The 19,082-nt window shown below is 69.8% G+C and carries 20 protein-coding genes; 7 read left to right on the top strand and 13 right to left on the bottom strand.

The window, feature by feature from the left end; translation table 11 throughout:
• Position 1: 1 nt before the first annotated feature.
• The 3 genes from tilS to dacB form a co-directional block, all read right to left on the bottom strand.
• A complete protein-coding gene (gene tilS / locus ACQP1V_RS01675; RefSeq protein ID WP_433418139.1) occupies positions 2 to 988 on the bottom strand; it encodes a tRNA lysidine(34) synthetase TilS in 987 nt (328 codons plus the stop codon).
• A 56-nt stretch (positions 989 to 1,044) separates the two neighbouring features.
• On the bottom strand, positions 1,045 to 2,169 hold the full coding sequence (locus ACQP1V_RS01670; protein WP_433418137.1) for a zinc-dependent metalloprotease: 1,125 nt from the start codon (positions 2,167 to 2,169) through the stop codon (positions 1,045 to 1,047).
• 116 nt (positions 2,170 to 2,285) lie between these two features.
• Complete coding sequence (gene dacB / locus ACQP1V_RS01665; protein ID WP_433418135.1) at positions 2,286 to 3,665, bottom strand: D-alanyl-D-alanine carboxypeptidase/D-alanyl-D-alanine endopeptidase; 1,380 nt, start codon at positions 3,663 to 3,665, stop codon at positions 2,286 to 2,288.
• 89 nt (positions 3,666 to 3,754) lie between these two features.
• Here dacB and ACQP1V_RS01660 point away from each other — a divergent pair, with 89 nt between their 5' ends.
• A complete protein-coding gene (locus tag ACQP1V_RS01660) occupies positions 3,755 to 4,252 on the top strand; it encodes an inorganic diphosphatase (protein WP_433418132.1) in 498 nt (165 codons plus the stop codon).
• On the opposite strand, the gene ACQP1V_RS01655 is transcribed toward ACQP1V_RS01660, so the two are convergent.
• From ACQP1V_RS01655 to ACQP1V_RS01635, 5 genes are all read right to left on the bottom strand, one after another.
• Complete coding sequence (locus ACQP1V_RS01655) at positions 4,253 to 5,359, bottom strand: NlpC/P60 family protein (protein ID WP_433418129.1); 1,107 nt, start codon at positions 5,357 to 5,359, stop codon at positions 4,253 to 4,255.
• Positions 5,360 to 5,608: 249 nt separating this feature from the next.
• The gene (locus ACQP1V_RS01650) at positions 5,609 to 7,249 is read right to left on the bottom strand and encodes a hypothetical protein (RefSeq protein WP_433418126.1); all 1,641 of its coding nucleotides are present in this window, start codon (positions 7,247 to 7,249) and stop codon (positions 5,609 to 5,611) included.
• A 180-nt stretch (positions 7,250 to 7,429) separates the two neighbouring features.
• Positions 7,430 to 8,530: a saccharopine dehydrogenase NADP-binding domain-containing protein gene (locus ACQP1V_RS01645; protein ID WP_433418123.1), complete on the bottom strand. Its 1,101-nt coding sequence runs from the start codon at positions 8,528 to 8,530 to the stop codon at positions 7,430 to 7,432.
• Between the two features lie 83 nt (positions 8,531 to 8,613).
• Positions 8,614 to 9,411: a hypothetical protein gene (locus tag ACQP1V_RS01640; RefSeq protein ID WP_433418120.1), complete on the bottom strand. Its 798-nt coding sequence runs from the start codon at positions 9,409 to 9,411 to the stop codon at positions 8,614 to 8,616.
• A 77-nt stretch (positions 9,412 to 9,488) separates the two neighbouring features.
• Complete coding sequence (locus ACQP1V_RS01635; RefSeq protein WP_433418117.1) at positions 9,489 to 11,099, bottom strand: ABC-F family ATP-binding cassette domain-containing protein; 1,611 nt, start codon at positions 11,097 to 11,099, stop codon at positions 9,489 to 9,491.
• A 183-nt stretch (positions 11,100 to 11,282) separates the two neighbouring features.
• Here ACQP1V_RS01635 and ACQP1V_RS01630 point away from each other — a divergent pair, with 183 nt between their 5' ends.
• Positions 11,283 to 11,663 carry a PPOX class F420-dependent oxidoreductase gene (locus ACQP1V_RS01630; protein ID WP_433418114.1) on the top strand — a complete coding sequence of 127 codons (381 nt, stop codon included), beginning with the start codon at positions 11,283 to 11,285 and terminating at the stop codon, positions 11,661 to 11,663.
• Between the two features lie 17 nt (positions 11,664 to 11,680).
• On the opposite strand, the gene ACQP1V_RS01625 is transcribed toward ACQP1V_RS01630, so the two are convergent.
• Together ACQP1V_RS01625 and ACQP1V_RS01620 are read right to left on the bottom strand one after the other, a co-directional pair.
• Positions 11,681 to 12,385: a GNAT family N-acetyltransferase gene (locus ACQP1V_RS01625; RefSeq protein ID WP_433418111.1), complete on the bottom strand. Its 705-nt coding sequence runs from the start codon at positions 12,383 to 12,385 to the stop codon at positions 11,681 to 11,683.
• A gap of 61 nt (positions 12,386 to 12,446) precedes the next feature.
• Positions 12,447 to 13,073: a DedA family protein gene (locus ACQP1V_RS01620; protein WP_387417267.1), complete on the bottom strand. Its 627-nt coding sequence runs from the start codon at positions 13,071 to 13,073 to the stop codon at positions 12,447 to 12,449.
• An 84-nt stretch (positions 13,074 to 13,157) separates the two neighbouring features.
• Here ACQP1V_RS01620 and ACQP1V_RS01615 point away from each other — a divergent pair, with 84 nt between their 5' ends.
• Positions 13,158 to 13,490 carry a cupin domain-containing protein gene (locus tag ACQP1V_RS01615; protein WP_433220915.1) on the top strand — a complete coding sequence of 111 codons (333 nt, stop codon included), beginning with the start codon at positions 13,158 to 13,160 and terminating at the stop codon, positions 13,488 to 13,490.
• Between the two features lie 422 nt (positions 13,491 to 13,912).
• Here ACQP1V_RS01615 and ACQP1V_RS01610 read toward each other — a convergent pair whose 3' ends face one another.
• The 3 genes from ACQP1V_RS01610 to ACQP1V_RS01600 all read right to left on the bottom strand — a co-directional run bounded on the left by ACQP1V_RS01610 (position 13,913) and on the right by ACQP1V_RS01600 (position 16,458).
• Entirely contained in the window at positions 13,913 to 14,494 is a 582-nt protein-coding gene (locus ACQP1V_RS01610) for a CHAP domain-containing protein (protein ID WP_433418108.1), read from the bottom strand.
• 261 nt (positions 14,495 to 14,755) lie between these two features.
• Entirely contained in the window at positions 14,756 to 15,961 is a 1,206-nt protein-coding gene (locus ACQP1V_RS01605; RefSeq protein WP_433418106.1) for a hypothetical protein, read from the bottom strand.
• Positions 15,958 to 16,458 carry a SigE family RNA polymerase sigma factor gene (locus tag ACQP1V_RS01600; RefSeq protein ID WP_387417271.1) on the bottom strand — a complete coding sequence of 167 codons (501 nt, stop codon included), beginning with the start codon at positions 16,456 to 16,458 and terminating at the stop codon, positions 15,958 to 15,960. Before ACQP1V_RS01600 ends, ACQP1V_RS01605 begins: the two co-directional genes overlap by 4 nt.
• Before the next feature lie 252 nt (positions 16,459 to 16,710).
• Between ACQP1V_RS01600 and ACQP1V_RS01595 the strand changes: the two genes are divergently transcribed.
• The 4 genes from ACQP1V_RS01595 to ACQP1V_RS01580 all read left to right on the top strand — a co-directional run bounded on the left by ACQP1V_RS01595 (position 16,711) and on the right by ACQP1V_RS01580 (position 19,022).
• Positions 16,711 to 17,097: a winged helix-turn-helix transcriptional regulator gene (locus ACQP1V_RS01595; RefSeq protein ID WP_433418103.1), complete on the top strand. Its 387-nt coding sequence runs from the start codon at positions 16,711 to 16,713 to the stop codon at positions 17,095 to 17,097.
• Between the two features lie 431 nt (positions 17,098 to 17,528).
• Positions 17,529 to 18,032, top strand: a complete 504-nt coding sequence (locus tag ACQP1V_RS01590) for an RNA polymerase sigma factor (protein WP_433418100.1) — start codon at positions 17,529 to 17,531, stop codon at positions 18,030 to 18,032.
• On the top strand, positions 18,007 to 18,105 hold the full coding sequence (locus tag ACQP1V_RS01585) for a hypothetical protein (RefSeq protein WP_433418098.1): 99 nt from the start codon (positions 18,007 to 18,009) through the stop codon (positions 18,103 to 18,105). The genes ACQP1V_RS01590 and ACQP1V_RS01585 overlap by 26 nt, the downstream gene beginning before the upstream one ends.
• A complete protein-coding gene (locus tag ACQP1V_RS01580) occupies positions 18,102 to 19,022 on the top strand; it encodes a CU044_5270 family protein (protein ID WP_433418095.1) in 921 nt (306 codons plus the stop codon). Before ACQP1V_RS01585 ends, ACQP1V_RS01580 begins: the two co-directional genes overlap by 4 nt.
• Positions 19,023 to 19,082 lie beyond the last annotated feature (60 nt).

The raw sequence follows: 19,082 nt of genomic DNA, 5'->3' as shown, positions 1-19,082 counted from the left end.
CTTACGCGAGGTTGTTCCCAGTAGCAAATATCAGGGTGCCATAGCGCCGGACCGCTCCCACCCCCCCGGGTAGATCGACCCGCTTCTGCCCCCGCCAGGCCGTGAGCAGCCGCTCCACCTCGTCGATGTGCACCGCGGCCAGCGCGGACGCGGGCGCGCCCGCCTCGACGGCGGCCCGCTGGATCACCCTCCGCCGGACCGCCCCCGGCGCCTTCTCCAGAACGGCCACCGCCAGCGGCGCCCCCGGCCCGGTCCGCGATTCCGCCAGCACGGCGTCGGCCCACTCGTCCAGGGCGTCGGCGTCGTCGCGGCACAGGCGGGCGGTGCGGGCGAGCGCCTCCGCGACGCCCGGCCCGAGCGCCGCCTCCAGGACGGGCATGACGTCGTGCCTGACCCTGACCCGGGTGAAGGCGGGATCGCTGTTGTGCGGGTCGTACCACGGTTCCAGGCCGAGCGCCGCGCACGCCTCCTCGGTCCTCGCCCGGCTCAGCCCGAGAAGCGGCCTGCGGTACAGCCCGGACACCGCGGCCATCCCGGAGAGCGACCGGGTGCCGCTGCCGCGCGCCAGCCGCAGCAGCACCGTCTCCGCCTGGTCGTTCAGCGTGTGCCCCAGCAGCACGGCCGTCGCCTCCAGCCGCCGGGCGGCTTCCGAGAGCGCCGCGTAGCGGGCCTCGCGGGCCGCCGCCTCCGGCCCGCCCTCGGTACCCACGGTGATCGGCAGGGCCAGCGCCGGGTCGAGGCCGAGCTCCGGCGCGAGCCGTACGAGATCGCGGGCGCGGGCCGCGGAGCCGTCCTGCAGGCCGTGGTCGACGGTCAGCAGCCCCGCGCGCAGGCCCATGCGGGGCGCGGAGAAGCCGAGGGCCGCCGCGAGGGCGAGCGAGTCCGCGCCGCCGCTGCACGCGGCCAGCACGAGCGCCCCGGCGGGCAGGTCCGCGAGCGCCAGCCGTACGGCACGGCGGACGTCGGCGACGGCGGGATGGGGGCCCATGAGGCCATTGTGTCCGCCGCGTGGCCGTACGGAGAAAACGCCGGGTGTTGTGGGGGTCAGGCGCCGGGACCGGCGGCCTCCGCGCCGGCCGAGGGGTCCCGGGGCGGCGCGTTCTCGGGCGAGGCGAGCGAGTGGGTGCCGAGGACCCGGCTCATCCACGCCTGGGGAGCGGTGATCTCCTCCTTGGTCGGCAGTGTCTCGGGTGACGTCCAGACCCGGTTGAAGCCGTCCATCCCCGCCGTCTCGACGACGGTGCGGACGAAGTGGGAGCCCTCGGCGTACTGCTTCATCTTGAGCTCGATGCCGAGCAGGCGCCGGATGAGCTGGTCGATGCGCGACCCGCCCTCTCGGCGGCGCTGGAACCTGGCCCTGATCTCGGCCACCGACGGGACGACAGACGGGCCCACGGCGTCCATGACGTAGTCGCCGTGCCCCTCGACCAGCGTCATCACCGCGGTGACCCGGTCGAGCACGGCCTTCTGCTCGGGGGTCTGGATCGCCTCGATGAGGTTGCCGTCGCCTCCCTTGATCGCGTCGGCGACCGCGTCCGAGGCGGCGCGCAGCCGTTCGAGGAGGGTCGTCAGGTCCATGTCGGAGGCGAGCAGGAAGTCGGTCATCTGGGTCCGGACGTACTCGCGGAGCCAGGGGACACCGGTGAACTGCACCCGGTGGGTCTCCTCATGGAGGCAGACCCAGAGACGGAAGTCACGGGCGTTGACCCCCATCTCGCGCTCGGTGTGCACGATGTTGGGCGCGACCAGGGTGAGCCGCCCCGTCGGCGCGCGGCCGTCCGGGTCCGGCGGGAGGAACAGCTCGTACTGCCCGAGCACCCGGGAAGCGAGGAACGCCAGGACGGCGCCCACCTCGACCCCGGTGATCCGGGAGCCGACCGCTCCGACGATCGCCGGCATGTTGGGCGACACCTTCTGGGTCAGGGGCTCGAAGACCACCTTGAACCCGTCCACGTTCGCCCGAATCCACCCCGGCCGGTCGACGATGGTCGCCGCCTCCGGCGGCGCCGAGTCGATGCGGGTGAAGTCCCGAACGTGCCCCTCGGCCTCGCGGGACAGCCGCCTCAGCTCGGCGACCGCCTGTCTGGCTTCTTCCCGGCTCACCTGTGGCCCCGGGCGCACGAGGCGCACGCCGGTCGCTACGGCCAGATCCCAGTCGATCACCTGCATACAACCACCGTACGTTCTCCCCCCACGCCATGCGCGCGAGGGGCGCGCCTCCTCGGCTCCGGCTCGCGGGGTGTCCACGTGCCTTGGCCGGGTCGGTCAACGTCCGCGACAGCGCTCTAGCTCTGGGCGACGATCGTGGCCAGGCGGTCGAGAGCGCCCACGGCCGCCCAGGGATCGGGCACGTCGTCGGCCATGAAGGCGAAGGCGAGAAGCCGCCCGTTCGCGGTGGAGGCGACCCCGGCGAGGGTGTTCACTCCGTTGAGCGTCCCGGTCTTGGCCCGGATCAGCCCGGCGCCGGCCTCGGATCCCGGCCGGTCGTAGCGGTTGTGCAGGGTGCCGGTGAAACGGGCGATGGGCAGCCCGCTGACCAGTGAGTGCAGGTTCGGGTTGCCCGGCTGCGCGGCGAAGGCGAGCACACGGGCGAGCGCGGTCGGCGTGATGCGGTTCCTGATCGACAGGCCGCTGTTGTCGGTGATCGTGATGTCCTTGTCGAGGCCGAACCTGGCGAGGACCCGGTGGACCGCCGCCGTCTGCCCGGCGAAGGTGTGCGGGAACCCCTCCTTGATCGCGACCTGGCGGCCGAGCGCCTCGGCGAGGTCGTTGTCGCTCATGGTGAGCATCCGCTCCACCAGGGCGTAGAGGGGCGCCGATTCGACCCGGGCGAGTTCCCCGGCCTGCGCCGGGGCCGTGACGGACTTGACGTCCTTGTCGACCTTGATGCCGTACTTGCCGAGAAGCGCCGCGAAGGCGTCCGCGGCGGCGCGCGACGGGTCGGGGACCCGGGCGTTCTCACCGGGCGCGACCCGGCCCTCGTCGATGGTGAGCGCGGTGACCGTCGAGGCGCTGCCCTCCGGCACGTACGTCGGCTTCCAGCCGGGCGGGGTCACCGGCCCGTCGAAGAGGGAGTCGTCGTACCCGAGGGTGACCGATGTGATCTTGGCGGCCTTGAGCGCCTTCGCCGTACGGGCGGCCAGGGTGGTGAGCGAGGCCGGCTCGGGATAGACGTCGCGGCCCTTCTTCGGCCCCGCGAGGGTGGGGTCGCCGCCGCCGACGAGGACGATGGAGTTCTGCTTGGCGCCTGTGACGACCTTGGTCGCGAAGGTCGTGTCGGGGTCGAGGGAGGAGAGCGCGGCCGCGGCCGTAACGATCTTGGTGGTGGACGCGGGCGTGAGGGCGACGTTGGAGCGACCGTCGAAGAGCGTGGCACCGCTCTCCACGTCGATGACGACGCCGCCCAGGCTGCGGCCGAGCGCGGGGTCACCCAGGGCATTGGTGAGCCGTGCGGTCAAAGTACCCTTAGCGGGAAGAGGCGCGTCCCCAACCGCGGCCAGCACCGCGCCCGCGGTGATGATGGGGGTGGGGGTCGGTTTCGGTGACGCGACCGGAACCGACGGTCCGCGGGTGGCCTTGGCGTACATATGGACGCCTACGGCGACGACGAACACCTGCAATAGGGCGAGGGTGGCCAACAACACCCATCGCTCTCGTCGCACCATGTCACCTCTTGTCGCGCCAAATGGGATATACGCCTACGAGACATTAACGCCCCCCGGGATGCCGGGAGAGCTTGAGTGGAGGAACCGTAGTGGAGTTCGACGTTGTCGTTGAGATTCCCAAGGGGCAACGGAACAAGTACGAGGTGGACCACGAGACCGGACGCATCCGGCTGGACCGCCTGCTTTTCACATCCACTCAGTACCCCGCCGACTACGGCTTCATCGAGAACACGCTCGGCGAGGACGGTGACCCGCTCGACGCGCTCGTCCTGCTCCAGGAGCCGACCTTCCCCGGCTGCCTGATCAAGTGTCGCGCGGTCGGCATGTTCCGCATGACCGACGAGAAGGGCGGCGACGACAAGGTCCTGTGCGTGCCCGCCACGGACCCGCGCATGGAGCACATCCGGGACATCCATCACGTCGCCGAGTTCGACCGGCTGGAGATCCAGCACTTCTTCGAGGTCTACAAGGACCTGGAGCCGGGCAAGTCAGTCGAGGGCGCCAACTGGGTGGGCCGGGTCGAGGCCGAGGCCGAGATCATCAACTCCGTGAAGCGCTTCCAGGAGCAGGGCCACGAGCACGCCTGATCAGCTCGGCCTGGTGGCTCCGACGAGGTCGGGACGCCAGATGGGCGCGATGCGCACCACGTCCCCCGTCTGGGGGGCGTGGACCATCAAGCCCCGCCCGATGTAGAGGCCGACGTGGTGGATCGACCCCGGATCCTGCGACAGGCGACCGAAGAAGACCAGGTCTCCCGGCTGGAGTTGGGCGATCGGCACGTGCTGCCCCGACTGCCACTGGGTGCCGGTCCAGTGGTCGAGATCGACCCCCGCGCGGGCCCACGCCCGCATGGTCAGCCCTGAGCAGTCGAAGCTCGACGGCCCCGCCGCCGCCCACACGTACGGCTTGCCGAGTTGCTGGAGCGCCCAGCTCGCCGCCACGCCGCCCGGACTGCTCCCCTCGGCGGCCGCCCACGACGGGGCCTTGAGCGCGGCCCGCGTGCTGACGGTCCGCAACCGGGCCTGTCTGCGCGCATCGCGGGCCTGCCGTAACCGGTCCACCCGGGAGCGGGCGGCGTCGAGGCGCTGGGAGATCTCTTCGGTCGTCTGTTTGATCTCCGCCATCTGGCGCTCCTGCTCGGCCACGGCCTTGGCCGCCGCTTCCTTGGCGAGCCTGGCCTCATCGGCATGCCGCTCCTGGTCGTCGTACGCCCGGGACGCCTGGGTGTGGACGATGCCGAGCACGGTCTGGGTGTCGGTCAGGTTCCGGACGCTCGCGGCCTGCTCGCTGCCGAGCTGGCTCAGCACCCCGGCCCGCCGCATGAATCCCTCGAACCCGTCGCCCCCCGTCATCATGGCGAGGCCCATATCGCCGACGCCCATGTTGTTCGCGTAGCGCTGCGCGGCCACCGCCGCGACCGGCTTCCTGGCCTCCTCGACCTCGGTGCGCGCCTGGTTCAGCCGCTGCGACACCTGGTTGTACGCCCCTTCGGCCGAGCGCAACATGACGAGCCGGCCGTTGTACGCCTCGACGAGTCGCTCGACCTCGGCGTTGAGCTCGGCCAGACGGGCCTTGGCTGCGGCGTAATCGGCCTGGGCTCGGCCGAGTTCCTTGGCGCGGGCGCTGACCTGCTCGCGCGCGTCGGAGATCTTTCCTGCCGGTTGTCCCGGATCGGCGCCCGCCGGAGTGGCCAAAGTGAGAATTAGCCCGCAAGTGAGCCCGGCGACGTGCCCGGATGCGATGCGGAGTGGCATGTTGACCCCTTCCGTTTCACCACTCCCAGACTCCCCGAGAATAACTCTGCGTACACACTAGGCTCACCGAATGTAATCAATGTGAACGGAAAATTCTCGACGGCATTCTCGGACAATTCCGGTTACGACCGGACGGCACGGAAAAAGGGCCGCTTTATCCTTTTGGTGGGATAACGACGGCGGACGGGATTATCCGATCAACGCCGATTCCGCAGGGGTCGGAACGGCGGACGAAGCGTTCCGGGAGCCATCGCCGGCGCGACCTCCCGGACGTTCCGAAGACCTTGCGGCCCCTTCCGCGACGACCGGCCGCACGGGCTCCTCCGGCAGGGCGGAGCGAGCGGAGCGAGCCGGCCGCGCCGCCGGGGTCGGCGTGCTCGACGCGCTCGGCGTCGCGGACGGGGTGGGGCTCGCGGTCGGGGTACGGCTGGGCGACGGCGACGGCGAGCGCTCGGGCGGGCAACTGCGCTGCGGACGGGGATGGCGCTGGTGTTCGCGACTGGGCACCGGGGGTTCCCCGGGATCGTCCGAAGTGGGCGACCCGCTCGGCGAGTCCGACGGATCCGGCAGCGGAGAGACGTCGTCGGACGGGCTCGCCGACGGCCGCGCCGACGGCGTTCCCGCATGTGACGGCCGGGGCGTCGGCGTGGCCGAGGCTCCCGAGGCGGAGGGCGACGGCGTGCTGCCCGCCCCGGCCCCCGCGTCCGGACTGGTCCGTACGGCGGACCCCTCGTCCTCGTCCTCGTCGCCACGCGCCCCTGCCGTATGGGCCTGGTCGCGGTCGAGGATCGGGGTCAGGATCATCGGCCGATCCCGGGGGGTGGCCTTCCACGGCACCTTCAGCCCGGGCGGGTCACCGGCGCCGGGGAACGTGTCGGACGCGATGCCGACGATCCGGTCCTCCGGACGGCCGGCGAACTGGTTGAACGACATCAGCACGAGCCCGACCGCCGCTACGGTCGCCAGGGCGCCCCCGAGCGCCCGCGGCCAGACCCGGCCTCCGCCGCCCGACGGGAATCCGGCGGAGGTGAGCCGCCCCACCCGGTTGGTGACATAGCGACGATAGGCGACCAGATCGGGATCGGCGAAGCAGCTCATCACCCGTACCCGCACGGTGTCCGGCAGGGTCGCCTCGGGCAGCAGGCCGAAGACCTTGGCCAGCGAGACGTGCCGCACGCGATGAGTGGCGCAGGTGTCGCATCGGGCGATGTGGCGGGAGATCCGCTCGCGGATCTCGGCGGTCAGCTCGCCGGCGAAGCCGGTCAGGATCTTCGCCCTGCGGGGGCAGTCGTAGGGCCCCTTCCGCACCAGGATCTCGACCGTGACCGCGTCGCTGAGACGCTCGGTCGCGGCCTCCTGGAGGCCGTCGGCGTAGCGCTGCCCGGTTCCGAGGACGGTCGCGAGGTCGGCGCCGGTCAGGCCGTGCCTGCTGGCGAGTTCGAGGACCTCCCGGTCCTCCGGGGCCAGGCAGCGGGTGGCGTGCCAGGCGACGACCCGCAACTCCGCGTCGGCGGGATCGGACAGCTGGGGCACGAGCACGGTCGAGAGGTCGGTGCCCGGCGGCTCGGCGCCCTGCGGGGTGCGGCGGCGCAGGCACTCGCCTCGCGCCAGAGTGTAGAGCCAGACGCGGAACCGCTCCGGGTCCGCCAGCGAGCCGACCAGTGCCTCCGCGGCGATCAGCGTGTCGCGCAGGGCGACCTGCGCGCTGTCCGGGCCGCCGAGCATGACGAGGCAGTATCGGTAAATCGCTTCTGCATATGTGTCGTACAGCGCGGCCAGGGCGCCCGGGTCCCGAGCCCGCAACGCCTCGACCAGCACGCGGTCATCCATGTGGCCGAGAGTAAATGATTAATAACTAGCAGTTCTACCGATTCCCCAGAACGAGCGCAAATGATATTGGCGCTCCCGCCTCATACAATGGGAATCGCGTTTTGTCCGCCCTGCGGCATCTCGTCACTGATTTCCCCGGTGGGAATTCCCGGATTCAGTGGCATGCGGCGACAATTATCGCTAGGCGGGCGAAAGGTGCAATCCGGCGCCGGAGCAGCCGTCGAGTAGAGCGTCCAGCCCGAACGCCTCGACCGGCCCGAGCGCCCCCGTCCCCTTCACGCCGTCGGCCAGCGCGGTGGTCGCCGCCCAGGCCAGGATGCGGGCGGTGAAGTCGTACGGGTCGCCCCCGTCGAGCTGCACCGAGGCCAGCAGCCGGCCGTCCTGGTTGTACGCCTCCGCCACCGTCTGGGATGAGATGCCGACATCGACGGCCCTGCCGCGGTTGCCGAGCCGGATCACCCGGTCGGCCATCGCCTCCGTCACCCGCTTGGCGCCGGGCAGCGCGGCCAGCACCGGCGTCGCCCTGGCCAGCACCCCCGCCGCGCGCGTCAGGCCGCCGAGCCAGCCGAGGTAGACGTTCACCTCGCGCAGCCCCGGGAACGCCCTCGGCAGCGCGAAGTGCTCCGACGCGCCCATCGAGATGCCGTGGCGGCGCCGCCCGCCCACCGCGAACTGGCGGGTGCGGCCGTGCTCGCGGACGATGCGGCCCTCGCGGAAGCCGTACATGGGCTCCAGGACGACGCCGAGAGCGGAGGCCCTGGTCCCGGCGCTGGCGCGCTTGGCCATGTTGCCCCGGACGAAATAGCCGACGTCGACCCGGACCGCCTCGGCTCCCGCCTTCCGCAGCGCGAGCGCGGCGGCGACGTTGCCGGGCACGTAGTCGTACCCGAACGCGGTGATCAGCGCGGCCTGCCGGGTCGCGGCGGCCGGGCCGTACCGCTGGAAGATGCGCTTGATGAACGTCGGCTCGCCGGCCGAGTCGAGGTAGACGGCCCCCGCCTCGGTGGCGGCGGCGACCGCGCCCTCGCCCCACCGGGTGAAGGGGCCGACCGTGGAGATCAGGACGTCACCGGCGTTGAGCAGCCGAGCCAGCGACTCGGACCGGCCGGCGTCGGCGACCGCCGTGGGGAGCGCCACCGGCAGCGACGCGGCGAACGCGTCCAGCCGGGTCTGGTCGCGCCCGACGAGGAGCGGTCGGGCGCCCAGCATCAACAGCGCCTGCGCCGTGAGCCTGCCGGTGAACCCGGTGGCCCCGAACAGCACGATCCGGGAGGTGGTCATGCCGTTACGGTAACTCGCCTCGGAATTCAAGATCCACAGTGGGTCGGCGCCGATCCTGGGCTCCGGGACGGTCACGACGCCCTTCATGGCCGCCGGTCGCCTATCGGCGGATACCCGCGGTCCTTGGCGAACGGCCTGGTTGTGGGCTTGGTCACATTGACGGGGACCGTCCCGCCCGCGACCAGTTCCTCGTACGGCTTCGCCGTCGCGCCCCAGGTCCTGACCGTGATGTCGGTGTCGGCGACCTTCCCCTTGACGCCGCTCGCGGTGATGACGAAACGCCGCTTGAGCTCGGCCCGGACGTCGTCGACGAAGGTCGTGCCGCCCCCGAGCAGCCGGCCGGCCTCGTCATGGAGCAGCGCGGTGACGACCAGGCTGTTCGCGACCTTGCGGAACGGGTCGCTGATGTAGCCGGTGACGAGGTAGGAGCCGGGCTCCAGCTGCTCCGTCGCCACATCGGACACTGGGAACCGGCGGAACGACGATGGAATCCGGGCCGCCGGATGCCACGACGCGGGACGGTAGTCGATCTTCACGCTCGCGGGCTTGACCTTCGCCACCGCCTGGCCCGTGAACGCCAGGGAACGGCCCGGCGGGACGGCGTCCAGCGGCTGCTCCATGCGGAGGACCTCTTTGCCGGAGCCGTCGCGGGCGCTGATCAGGGCGACCGCGTTCTCCCCGAAGTGCCATCGGTTGGCGTTGCCGAGCACACCCGCCCAGGTCACCAGGTATCCGGTGCTCGACTTGTCGATCGAGGACGCCTGCTCCTTCAGCGTGAGCGGGGCGAGCTGCTTCTTGTTCTCGCTCGTTTCACTGCACCCCGCCACCACGACCACGACGACGAGGGCCATTGCTGCTGCCATGCGGCTGCGCTGAGTCACTTAGCCGTCATAACCCGGTGAATGGGACGCCACCCAACGGACACGCGCGAGCCGTACGAACTCTTTAGGATCTTCGCCTATCTCGGGCGGACCACCCGGGTTTCATCCCAAACGGGCTCAGGGGCCTCATATACCCGCCCGTCCGATCCGAAGACCAGGAAGCGGTCGAAGTCCGCGGCGAACCACCGGTCGTGGGTCACGGCGAGCACGGTGCCGTCGAAGGCGTTCAGCCCGGCCTGCAACGCCTCGGCGCTGGCCAGGTCGAGGTTGTCCGTCGGCTCGTCGAGGAGCAGCAGCGTGGCGCCCGACAATTCGAGCAGGAGGATCTGCAGCCGCGCCTGCTGCCCGCCCGACAGCGTCTCGAACCGCTGCTCGGCGACGCCGCCCGCCAGCTCGTATCGGTCGAGCGCCTTCATCGCCTCGTTCTTGAGCTTGGCGTGCTCGCTCATGACGATCTCGCACGGCGTCCGCTTCAGCAGCTCGGGCCTGGAATGCGTCTGGGCGAAGTGCCCGGGGATGACGCGGGCGCCGAGCCTCCCCACACCCGTGTGCCGTACCGCATCCCCGGCGATCAGCCGGAGGAAGTGCGACTTGCCCGAGCCGTTCGAGCCGAGCACGGCGACGCGCTCGCCGTACCAAACCTCCAGGTCGAACGGCTTCATCAGGCCGGTGAGTTCGAGGTTCTCGCAGATGACCGCGCGTTTGCCGGTGCGGCCGCCGCGCAGGCGCATGCTGATGAGCTGGTCCCTGGGCGCGAGCTCGGGCGGCCCCGCCTCCTCGAACCTGCGCAGCCGCGTCTGCGCCGCATGGTAGGCGCTGGCCATGCCGTCGTTGTAGGTCGCCTTGTTCTTCAGCATGACCACCAGGCGCTTGAGCTTGGCGTGCTCCTCGTCCCAGCGGCGGCGCAGCTCGTCCAGGCGCTCGTTGCGCTCCTTGCGCGCCTCGGCGTACGTCGCGAACCCGCCGCCGTGCACCCAGATGTTGCCGGACTCGACGGTGACGATCCGGTCCGCCGCGTTGGCCAGCAACTGCCGGTCGTGAGAAACTAGCAGGACCGTCTTCGGGGTCTCCCGCAGCGCCTGCTCCAGCCAGAGCTTGCCCGGCACGTCGAGGTAGTTGTCGGGCTCGTCGAGCAGCAGGGTCTGGTCGGGGCCGCGGAGCAGCGCCTCCAGCACGAGCCGCTTCTGCTCGCCGCCGGACAGCGTGTTGACCTCGCGATATTTGCACCTGTCGTACGGCACGCCGAGGGCGGCCATGGTGCAGGTGTCCCACAGGACCTCGATGTCGTAGCCGCCGGCGTCCGTGTAGTCGGTGATCGCCTGGGCGTAGCGCATCTGCGCCTTCTCGTTATCCCGCTCCATCATCACGAGCTCGGCCGCGTCCAGGCGGGCCGCCGCCTCCCTGACCCGGACGGGCGCGACGCTGAGCAGCAGGTCGTGGACGGTGCGGCCATCGCGGATGCTGCCGATGAACTGCCGCATCACGCCCAGCCCGCCGGAGTGGGCCACAGTGCCCTCCACCGGTTGGAGATCGCCGGCGACGAGCCGCATCAGCGTCGTCTTACCCGCGCCGTTGGGCCCGACGAGCGCTGCCTTGACGCCCTCTCCGATGCGGAAGGACACATCGTCGAGCAACGGCCGCCCATCGGGCAGCACATAGGTCAGATGCCCGATCTCGACGTGTCCCACGGCGCTTCCCCTCCTCGCGTTCCGCGCAGGTTATCGCCCGATCTCGTCACCTGGCATCCCAATTTCTGGCCCCGCGCGAGCCCGGCCGAGGTCTTCGGGAGCCTCAACCCCCGGCCCCAACACCGCCGAGGAGATCGATGAGGAGCGCAACTCCCCTCCTCGGGCGGCGCGTACGGTGCTGACATGACAACCGTTGAACGGCTCGGCGCGGAACAGTACGTGTCGCTGGTGACGCTGCGGCGCGACGGGACGCCGGTCGCGACGCCGGTCTGGGTGATGCGCGACCGCGACGCCCTGGTCGTCTGGACCGTCGCCGACTCCGGCAAGGTGAAGCGCATCCGCCGCAATCCGCAGGTCACGGTGGCGCCGTGCGATGTACGGGGCCGGCTGCGCGGTGACGCGGTGCCGGCCAGGGCCGAGCTGCTGCCGCCCGAGCAGGCTGATCACGTCCGTGAGCTGCTGATGAAGAAGTACGGACTCCTCGGCAGGCTGACCATCTGGGGAAGCCGGCTGCGGCGGGGCCGCGCCGGCACCGTCGGGGTGCGCATCACCCTGTCACCCTGATCCCCGTCGTCGGGCGATCAGATGACGACGGTGATAAAAGTCTCGGTCACTACGAAACCGAGCCTCTCGTAGATCCGTTTCGCCGGGTTGGCGTGGGTAACGGCCAGCCCGAGCGTGGCCAGCCCGGACCGGGCGGCTCGGACCTGGACGGCTCGCAGGGCGAGTGTGCCGGTTCCGGGCGGCGCCTCGACCGGGTGGCGGAACAGGTGGGAGATCCAGGGCTCCCCTCGGAAGTCGTTGACCACGACTCCCGCCACGACCGTGTCACCGGCGTCCACGACAAGCAGGCTGCACGGCATGACCGGCCCGATCAGCCGCCCCTCCAGCAAGGGGGCAAGCTCTTCGCTGATCTTGTCATCCTCATCGGTGCGGCGGTCGGGGTGGCCGGGCGGGTAGGCCGCGAGGACCGCTGGAAGCACCTGCTCCGGGGCGCGGTCACAGGGCACGAACCGGAAACCCTCCGGCGCTTCGACCTCAGCCGGTTCCACCTTCTCCAGGTCACAGGACATGACGTGGGCGTGCCGCACCACACGCGCGCCCCGCGCGAGCAGTTCCTCCGCCAGCTCCGGCGCGGCCGAGACCGCCCAGCCGCGCATTTCGGACATGATGACGTCGGCGGCGCCCGGGCCGATCACCTCGACCTCGTCCGCCCAGGGGCGTCCGTCCCTGACGCCTTCGCGGTAGCTGATCGCGCCTGCCATGGTTTTGCGTTCTTCGTCCATTCCGCGATCGTCCAGCCTTCGGGGTACGGCGGGCAACAGAATTCCGGGCCACGCGCCGCTGTCATGCTTTGCGGCGGCGCAGGTGGCGGACCAGATGCCAGGCGACGACGGCGGCGACCGCGAGGCCGAGGGCGATCCAGGCGTAGTTCTGGTAGCGGCCGATCATGTTGTAGATGGCGCCGATCCTCTTGCCGGCGAAGTACGCGGCGCCCGCCCAGACGCCCACCCACAGAACGGCGCCGATGGCGTTGCACACGAGGAAGCGACGCCACGGCATGCCGGTGGTGCCCGCGACGAGGCCGTTGACCTGACGCAGCCCCTCGATGAACCGGGCGATCACCACGATCTTGGCTCCGTGGCGCAGGAAGAACTTTTCGGTCGCGTGGAAGCGCTCCGGGGTGATCAGGACGTAGCGACCCCAGCGGTGGATGAGCCTGCGGCCCCCGACCCGGCCGATGACGTAACCGATGTTGTCGCCGACGATGGCCGCCGCCAGGGCGACGAGAACAACGAAGAAGATGTTGAGATGCCCGGCGCCCGCGTAGACAGCGGCGGCCACGAGGATGGTCTCGCCCGGAGCGGGGACGCCGAAGTCCTCCAGGAGGATCAGCCCCGCGACCGCGGCGTAGCCGTACTGGTGCAGGAGCGGAGCCAGGTCGGCCAGCGGCCCCGGCAGCGGTGGGCGCATGGGAGAACTCTACGTCCGCGCAGATCAGAGGCGCCGCAGCGCGGAGACCGCCGTCGCCGCGTGGGCTGCTGGCACACTGTCGCCATGCGGAAGATCTCACTCGACGCGCTGGCCCGCGACCACCTGGAGAGAGCGGCCACCCGGTCGGCGGGACGCAGCGCGGAGACGGTCTACGGCGGGCCCGAACACGTCCTGCGCCAGACCCTGCTCACCCTCGCCGCCGGCGCCTCCCTCGCGGAGCACGAGAACCCCGGCGAAGCGACGCTGCTCGTCCTGCGCGGGCGGCTGGTGTTGCGCAGCGGCGACGAATCCTGGGAGGGGTGCGCCGACGACCTCCTGGTCATCCCGCAGGCACGGCACAGCGTCGAGGCGCTGGAGGACACCGCGTTCCTCCTCACCGTCGTGCAGCGCTCCTGACCGCGTTCGCCGTAGGGCCGAGCGGACCGAGCGGGCCGAGCACTTCGCGGCGCCGACGGCGCATCGCAGGTTGGTCAGGGCTCGGCGTGGTGGGTCTCGGCCCAGGCACGTGAGCGTTCTTGCAGGTCGACCGGTTTGCGTCTTCATGCGCCCTTGGGTGACGATGCCGGCCACGGCCCTGAAGCCGCCGAGGTTCGAACGTGGCGGCCCCGGCGGGATCGCCTCGCAGGGGCATGGGCGCATCGGGCCGGCCGATTTCACAGAGCGCGCCCCGCCCCTTGTGACCACGGCCGGCCGATGCGGCGATCAGGTCGAGCTGTCAGGCTGGGAGCCGGGGCTCCAGCACTCCGGTTCCTAACCGGCCCAGCATGTTGCGGCTTGCGCACGGGGACCGCTCGCGCCTAAGTCGTGTCAGACACTCCCTAGCGGCGGTAGTAGTCCGCCGCCGTGTAGCCCATATTTGCCCTGATGCTGACGTTTCGGCAGTTCTTCTGCGTGAAGAGTGACCCACCCTGGTTGGCGCCGCGGAATTTGACGATCCAACCAGGCGAGTCCCAGGTCACCGACTCGACGATGGCGATGTGCCCAAAGCGCGGATAGTAGGTGTCCTTCCACACGGCTACATCACCCTTCCTGGGCGCTATGCCGTGCCCGACATACTTGAACCCGTTCTGCTTCAGGACACCCCCCATGTCGGTGGCGTTCCTCATCTGTCCGGTCAGCCCGTAGTACCGCTGCACGAACGCGACGCACTGGCAATCTACGACAGCCGCCGCACTGACATCCGACTCGTCGATGATGTCGGTGCCGACCCCGGCAGCCGGTCCGCTGTCGTCGCCCTCAACCGAGGCGATGGCTTGGGCGCTGTGAGCGCCGGTCCCAGCAGACGCCGGTTGGCCAAACTGCGCGAACACCAGTCCGAACGCGATCGTCAGCGCCGCGGTACGTGGCAGAAGACCGGGAAGGGTTCTCGATGATGAACCGCCGCTACCCGTCAGTGCCATAAGAGCATCTCTCCCCATGAGACTTGAATGATCATGACGGCGAAACGGTATCAGCGATACAGGAAATTTCGCCCAGAAAGCACCCTTTTGGGTTCCTGACGGTCTCTGGACAGTCAGCGACATAATCCGACAGAGGGTCCGGAGAAGGTAAATAAGTGATGAAATGCCGCAGCCAGGTGGACCGCTTGGAGTTTGGCCATCGGCGCGGCGAATTCGTCGGAGAAGGCACCGCTCGCCCGGCCGTCCGTCGAGGTGACGCGTTCACCGGATCTTCGCGAGATCGATGATCACGTACTCGTTCCGCAGTGGGTAGGCCACCAGGCGTCCGCCTCCAAGACCGGGTTCGACCGCGACCGATCCGCCCTTCGCCTGCGGGCGCAGGCCCAGGTCTCCCGACTTTCCGGTGACCACGTCGTACAGGACCTGACCGCCCGGCGGATTCGGCAGACGGACGGTCAGGAAGCGATCCAGAGCGAGTCCGAACAGCGAGGACTTGGGCAGCAGGGGGCGTTCCTGTGAACCGTCGCGCAGCCGGTAGAAGGCCGGGGGATCGGCTTTGGTGCCGGTGCACGTCGTCACGCCACACCGTACGTACTGCTCCCCCGGATGGACGACCGCCCTGCTCGTCTCCCCGGTCTCGACGTTGAGCAGTTCCTGGAAGCTCGTCTCGCCCTCCGGCGTGTACTCTCCCGGGGCGCCGACCCAGGGCCAGCGCAGGATGTGGTGACCTGCCGCACCCGCGACCGGCTTGACGGCCCCACCGTCGAGAGGAACAGTGAAGACGCCGCCTTCGAGAAGGCTGAAGGCCAGCCTGTCGCCGACCACGGCGAGTTGGTCACCGCGCCCCTTGACCGCCCGCTCCGTGGCGATGGCTGTCGCCTTTCCTCCGGCGACGGGGGCCGACCAGAACGAGGTGACCGGCTCGCCGCGGACCACGTCGATCGTCTGCCAGACGATCCGCCCGCCGCCCACCGCGTAGCCGGACGCGTACACCTCCTTCGGCGTACGGATGTTCGCGATCTTGCGGACGCGACCGCTGTCCAGGTCGTAGGCGTAGATGGCGTTGGCCTTCTCGAAGCTCTCCCAGGTCTCCAGCAGCAGTGTGTGGTCGTCGATGAAGCCCCGGGGTTGGAACTTGCGCCCGCCGGGCAGCTTGGCCGGGATCTTCCAGACCGCCTGCGGCCAGACCTCCTCGACGAAGGCGGGGATCCTCATCTCCGTCGCTGTGGGTGACGGCGTCACGCTCGGATTCACCGCCGTGGGGTCGTGTCCGGCACCACGTACCGCCACCGCCGCCCCGCCCGCGATCACCACCACCGCGGCGGCCGCGACCAGAGCCTGCACGCGCATCCGCCGTACCCGGGATCTGTGCGCGATGTGCGTGGACAGGTTGCCCGGCGCATGCGGTGCCAGTTCGGAGGCGTGGCCGAGGGTACTGCGGAGCATCTCCTCCAGATGATCGTTCATGAGGCGCTCCCTTTGGTAGCGGCGGGGTGTGGCACGGAGGAGCGGAGTTTGCTCAGGCCGAGCGACGCGTGGCTGCGCACCGTCCCTCGGGAGACGCCGAGTACGGTCGCGATCTCCGCGTCGGTCAGTTGCTCGTAGTACCGCAGGACGAGTACGGCCCGCTGCTTGCGGGGCAGGCCTTTCATCGCCTGCCAGAGGTCCTGTTCCGTTTCCGAGGGCAGCGTGTCCAGACTCACCTGGTCGGGCAGTTCCCAAAAGAGCCGCTCACGACGGCGCCGCCGCCACACGCTGACGTGCAACCGGACCATGATCATTCTGGTGTAGCTCTCGGGGTTGTCCTTGCGGTACACCCGCGACCACGCACGATGCAGCCGTAAGAGTGCCTCCTGGGTGAGATCGGCCGCATCGTGGGGATCGCCGCTGAGCACGTAGCCGTAACGCAACAGTGCATCGGCCCGTGCGGCGACGAAGTCCGCGAAGCGGGAGTCGTCGTCCAATTGCCTTCGCCTTTCCTCGGTTTCCACCACTCAGACGAAGTCGGCGCCCCAAGTGTTGAATCGCCGGTGCACAAGCGTGACGCCATTGGCCGGGAGTCTTCCCGTCCTCGCCGGCCTCGGGCCACGGCCGGCAGCGAGGGCAAAGCTCGACCGAAACTGCCACCGAGTCGTTGGACGCGTTCCAGGAGAACGCGATTCCAGGGCGCTGTCCGGGGCCGCGGTCGCCACCGGGATACCGGCTATCGTGAGGCCATGAGGGAACCCCTGCCCGCCGACATGTTCGACGAGCTGTGTCCGTCCTCGCTCAATCCGATCCGCTTCGGTGACAAGTGGGCGCCGCTCATCATCCGCTGCCTCGAGCACGGGCCGCGCCGGTTCTCCGAGCTACGCGTGCCGCTGAGGCGCGTCACTCCCAAGGTCCTCACCCAGTCGCTGCGGTCCCTCGAACGGGACGGCCTGGTCAAGCGCACCGTCTACGCCGAGGCCACCCCGCATGTCGAGTACGAACTGACCCCGCTCGGCCGCAGCATGCTCAAGCCGATGGCGGTCGCCTGCGCCTGGGCGGCGGAACACTGGGACGAACTGCTCGACGCCCGCGAGTCGTACGACAACGACACCCAGCTCGACCGCGTCGGCTGACGCGGTGGGGAACGGCCCCACACGTATCCGCTGCCCTGATCACCTCGTTCGCCATTCGCTTTCGATCACGACTGCTGGTCTGCCGGGCTCGCCGCATGGCGATTACGCAGCAGCTCGTCCGGGTTCCTGAGCCCCGCCTCGTACTCGCCTTCCAGCGCGCAAGCGATTAACGGCAGCCGCGCGCCGTGGGTCCAGGAAGGGCCAGGTTCCTGGCCTCTTCCGCGATCTCGACCCCATCAGGCCTCTTGCCCGGCCTCGCACCCATGCCCGCATACGAGCCCGGCCCCCGGATTCCGGCCGATCGTGATTCGTACGGAAATCATGGGAACCGCGGGTCCTCTCAACGGTAATTACCGCTGTCACAGCAAACACCCGAGAGGCAAGAGATGCGAGACGTGAGCCGGACGGCCGCACCACCTCGGCTCGGGGCCGTGGAAACGGCCGACGACGCCATGGTGATCGAACGATCCCGGCACGAGCCTGAGCGATTCGCCACGCTGTTCACCCGCCACGCGCCGGCGCTGAAGCGCTTCGTCATCCGGCGGCTGGGCCAGGACTTAGCCGAAGACATCGTCGCCGAGACCTTCGCACGCGCCTTCCAGCATCGGGAAACGTACGACCTGAGCCGCGACGACGCACGGCCATGGCTGTACGGCATCGCCACCAATCTCATCGGACGGCACCGCCGTCAGGAGATCGGTTTGTATCGGGCATTGAGCCGCACGGGAGTGGACCCGGTGATCGAGCCGTTCACGGATCAGATCGATCGGAGGGTGGCTGCGAACGGAGCGCGGCGCCGTCTCGCCACGGCGCTGGCGGGGCTCCCCAGGGGGCACCGGGACACGCTGCTGCTGGTGACGTGGGCGGAGCTCACGTCACCAGCAGGCCGCACAGGCCCTCGGCGTTCCGGTGGGGACGGTGCGTTCGCGGGTTAACCGGGCTCGAAGCAAACTGCGCCGGGCTCTGGGTGACATCGATCCAACCGCCTTGAACGAAGGAATGCGATGAACGAGATCCAGCTCCTCAACATGCTGCGGGACGAGGTGCCGGACCAGCCCGACCTGCGGGCCGAAGAGCACCGGCTGCTCGCCGAGATCCGGGCCGACTCTTCCACGCCCCGCCGGCCGGTACGGCTCATGCCGCGCCTGCGCTGGGGGCTCGCCCTGGCCGGAGCCGGTGCTCTCGCCGCCGCCGCCGTGACCGTGACCCAACTCGGAGGAGCCGATGGGCCGGGCAACGGGCCACCCGCGGTTCGGCCGCCCAGCGCCGCGGCGGTGCTGGAGAAGGCCGCGCTCGTCGCCGCGAAGAGCGCAGCCATCGAGATCCGCCCGGACCAGTGGTACTACGTGAAGGAGTCCCAGGATCTGGAGATCCTGCCGACGTTCGAGCTCTGGATCCGGATGGACGGAAGCCGGGAGGCCATCCGTGAAGCAGACGGCAAGCTGAAGATCAGCGATGGCGAGAAGGGCTCGACGAACCCCGCCAAGACCCAACGGGAGGTGGAGAGCTTCCCCGACGATCCGGACGCGCTGCTGGAGCACTTCCGCAACCTCCCGTACGAGCGGGCGGCGCTGTCGATCTGCGCGCCCGACTGCCCCGCCGAGAGCGAGAAGGACACCAAGGCCTTTGAGGCGATCGGGTGGTACCTGAAGTACGGGCCGATGATCTCTCCGGAAAAGGCCGCGGCGATGTACCGGGCCCTGGCGAAGATCCCGCAGGTCACGATCGAGGAGAACGCCACAGACGGGGACGGACGCGCGGGCGTCGGCGTCGTCCTCGATCTGGGAACGGCCGGCAAGGGCTACTACATCCTCGATCCCGGCGACTACCACTACATCGGCGTAAAAGTGGTGAACGACGCCGGGACCTTCGCCATGTCCGTACTGGCTTCCGGCATCGTCGACAAGCCCGGCCAGGTGCCCTGAACACGAATGATCGACGTGGAAGCGGCGCGGGACGTGGATATCAGGAAGGTCGACCAGCGG

This window comes from Microtetraspora malaysiensis (assembly GCF_050947145.1).
In the GTDB taxonomy this organism is placed as follows: domain Bacteria; phylum Actinomycetota; class Actinomycetes; order Streptosporangiales; family Streptosporangiaceae; genus Microtetraspora_A; species Microtetraspora_A malaysiensis.
Note: the sequence above shows the minus strand (reverse complement) of the source record. Positions and strands in the feature narration are given on the sequence as shown.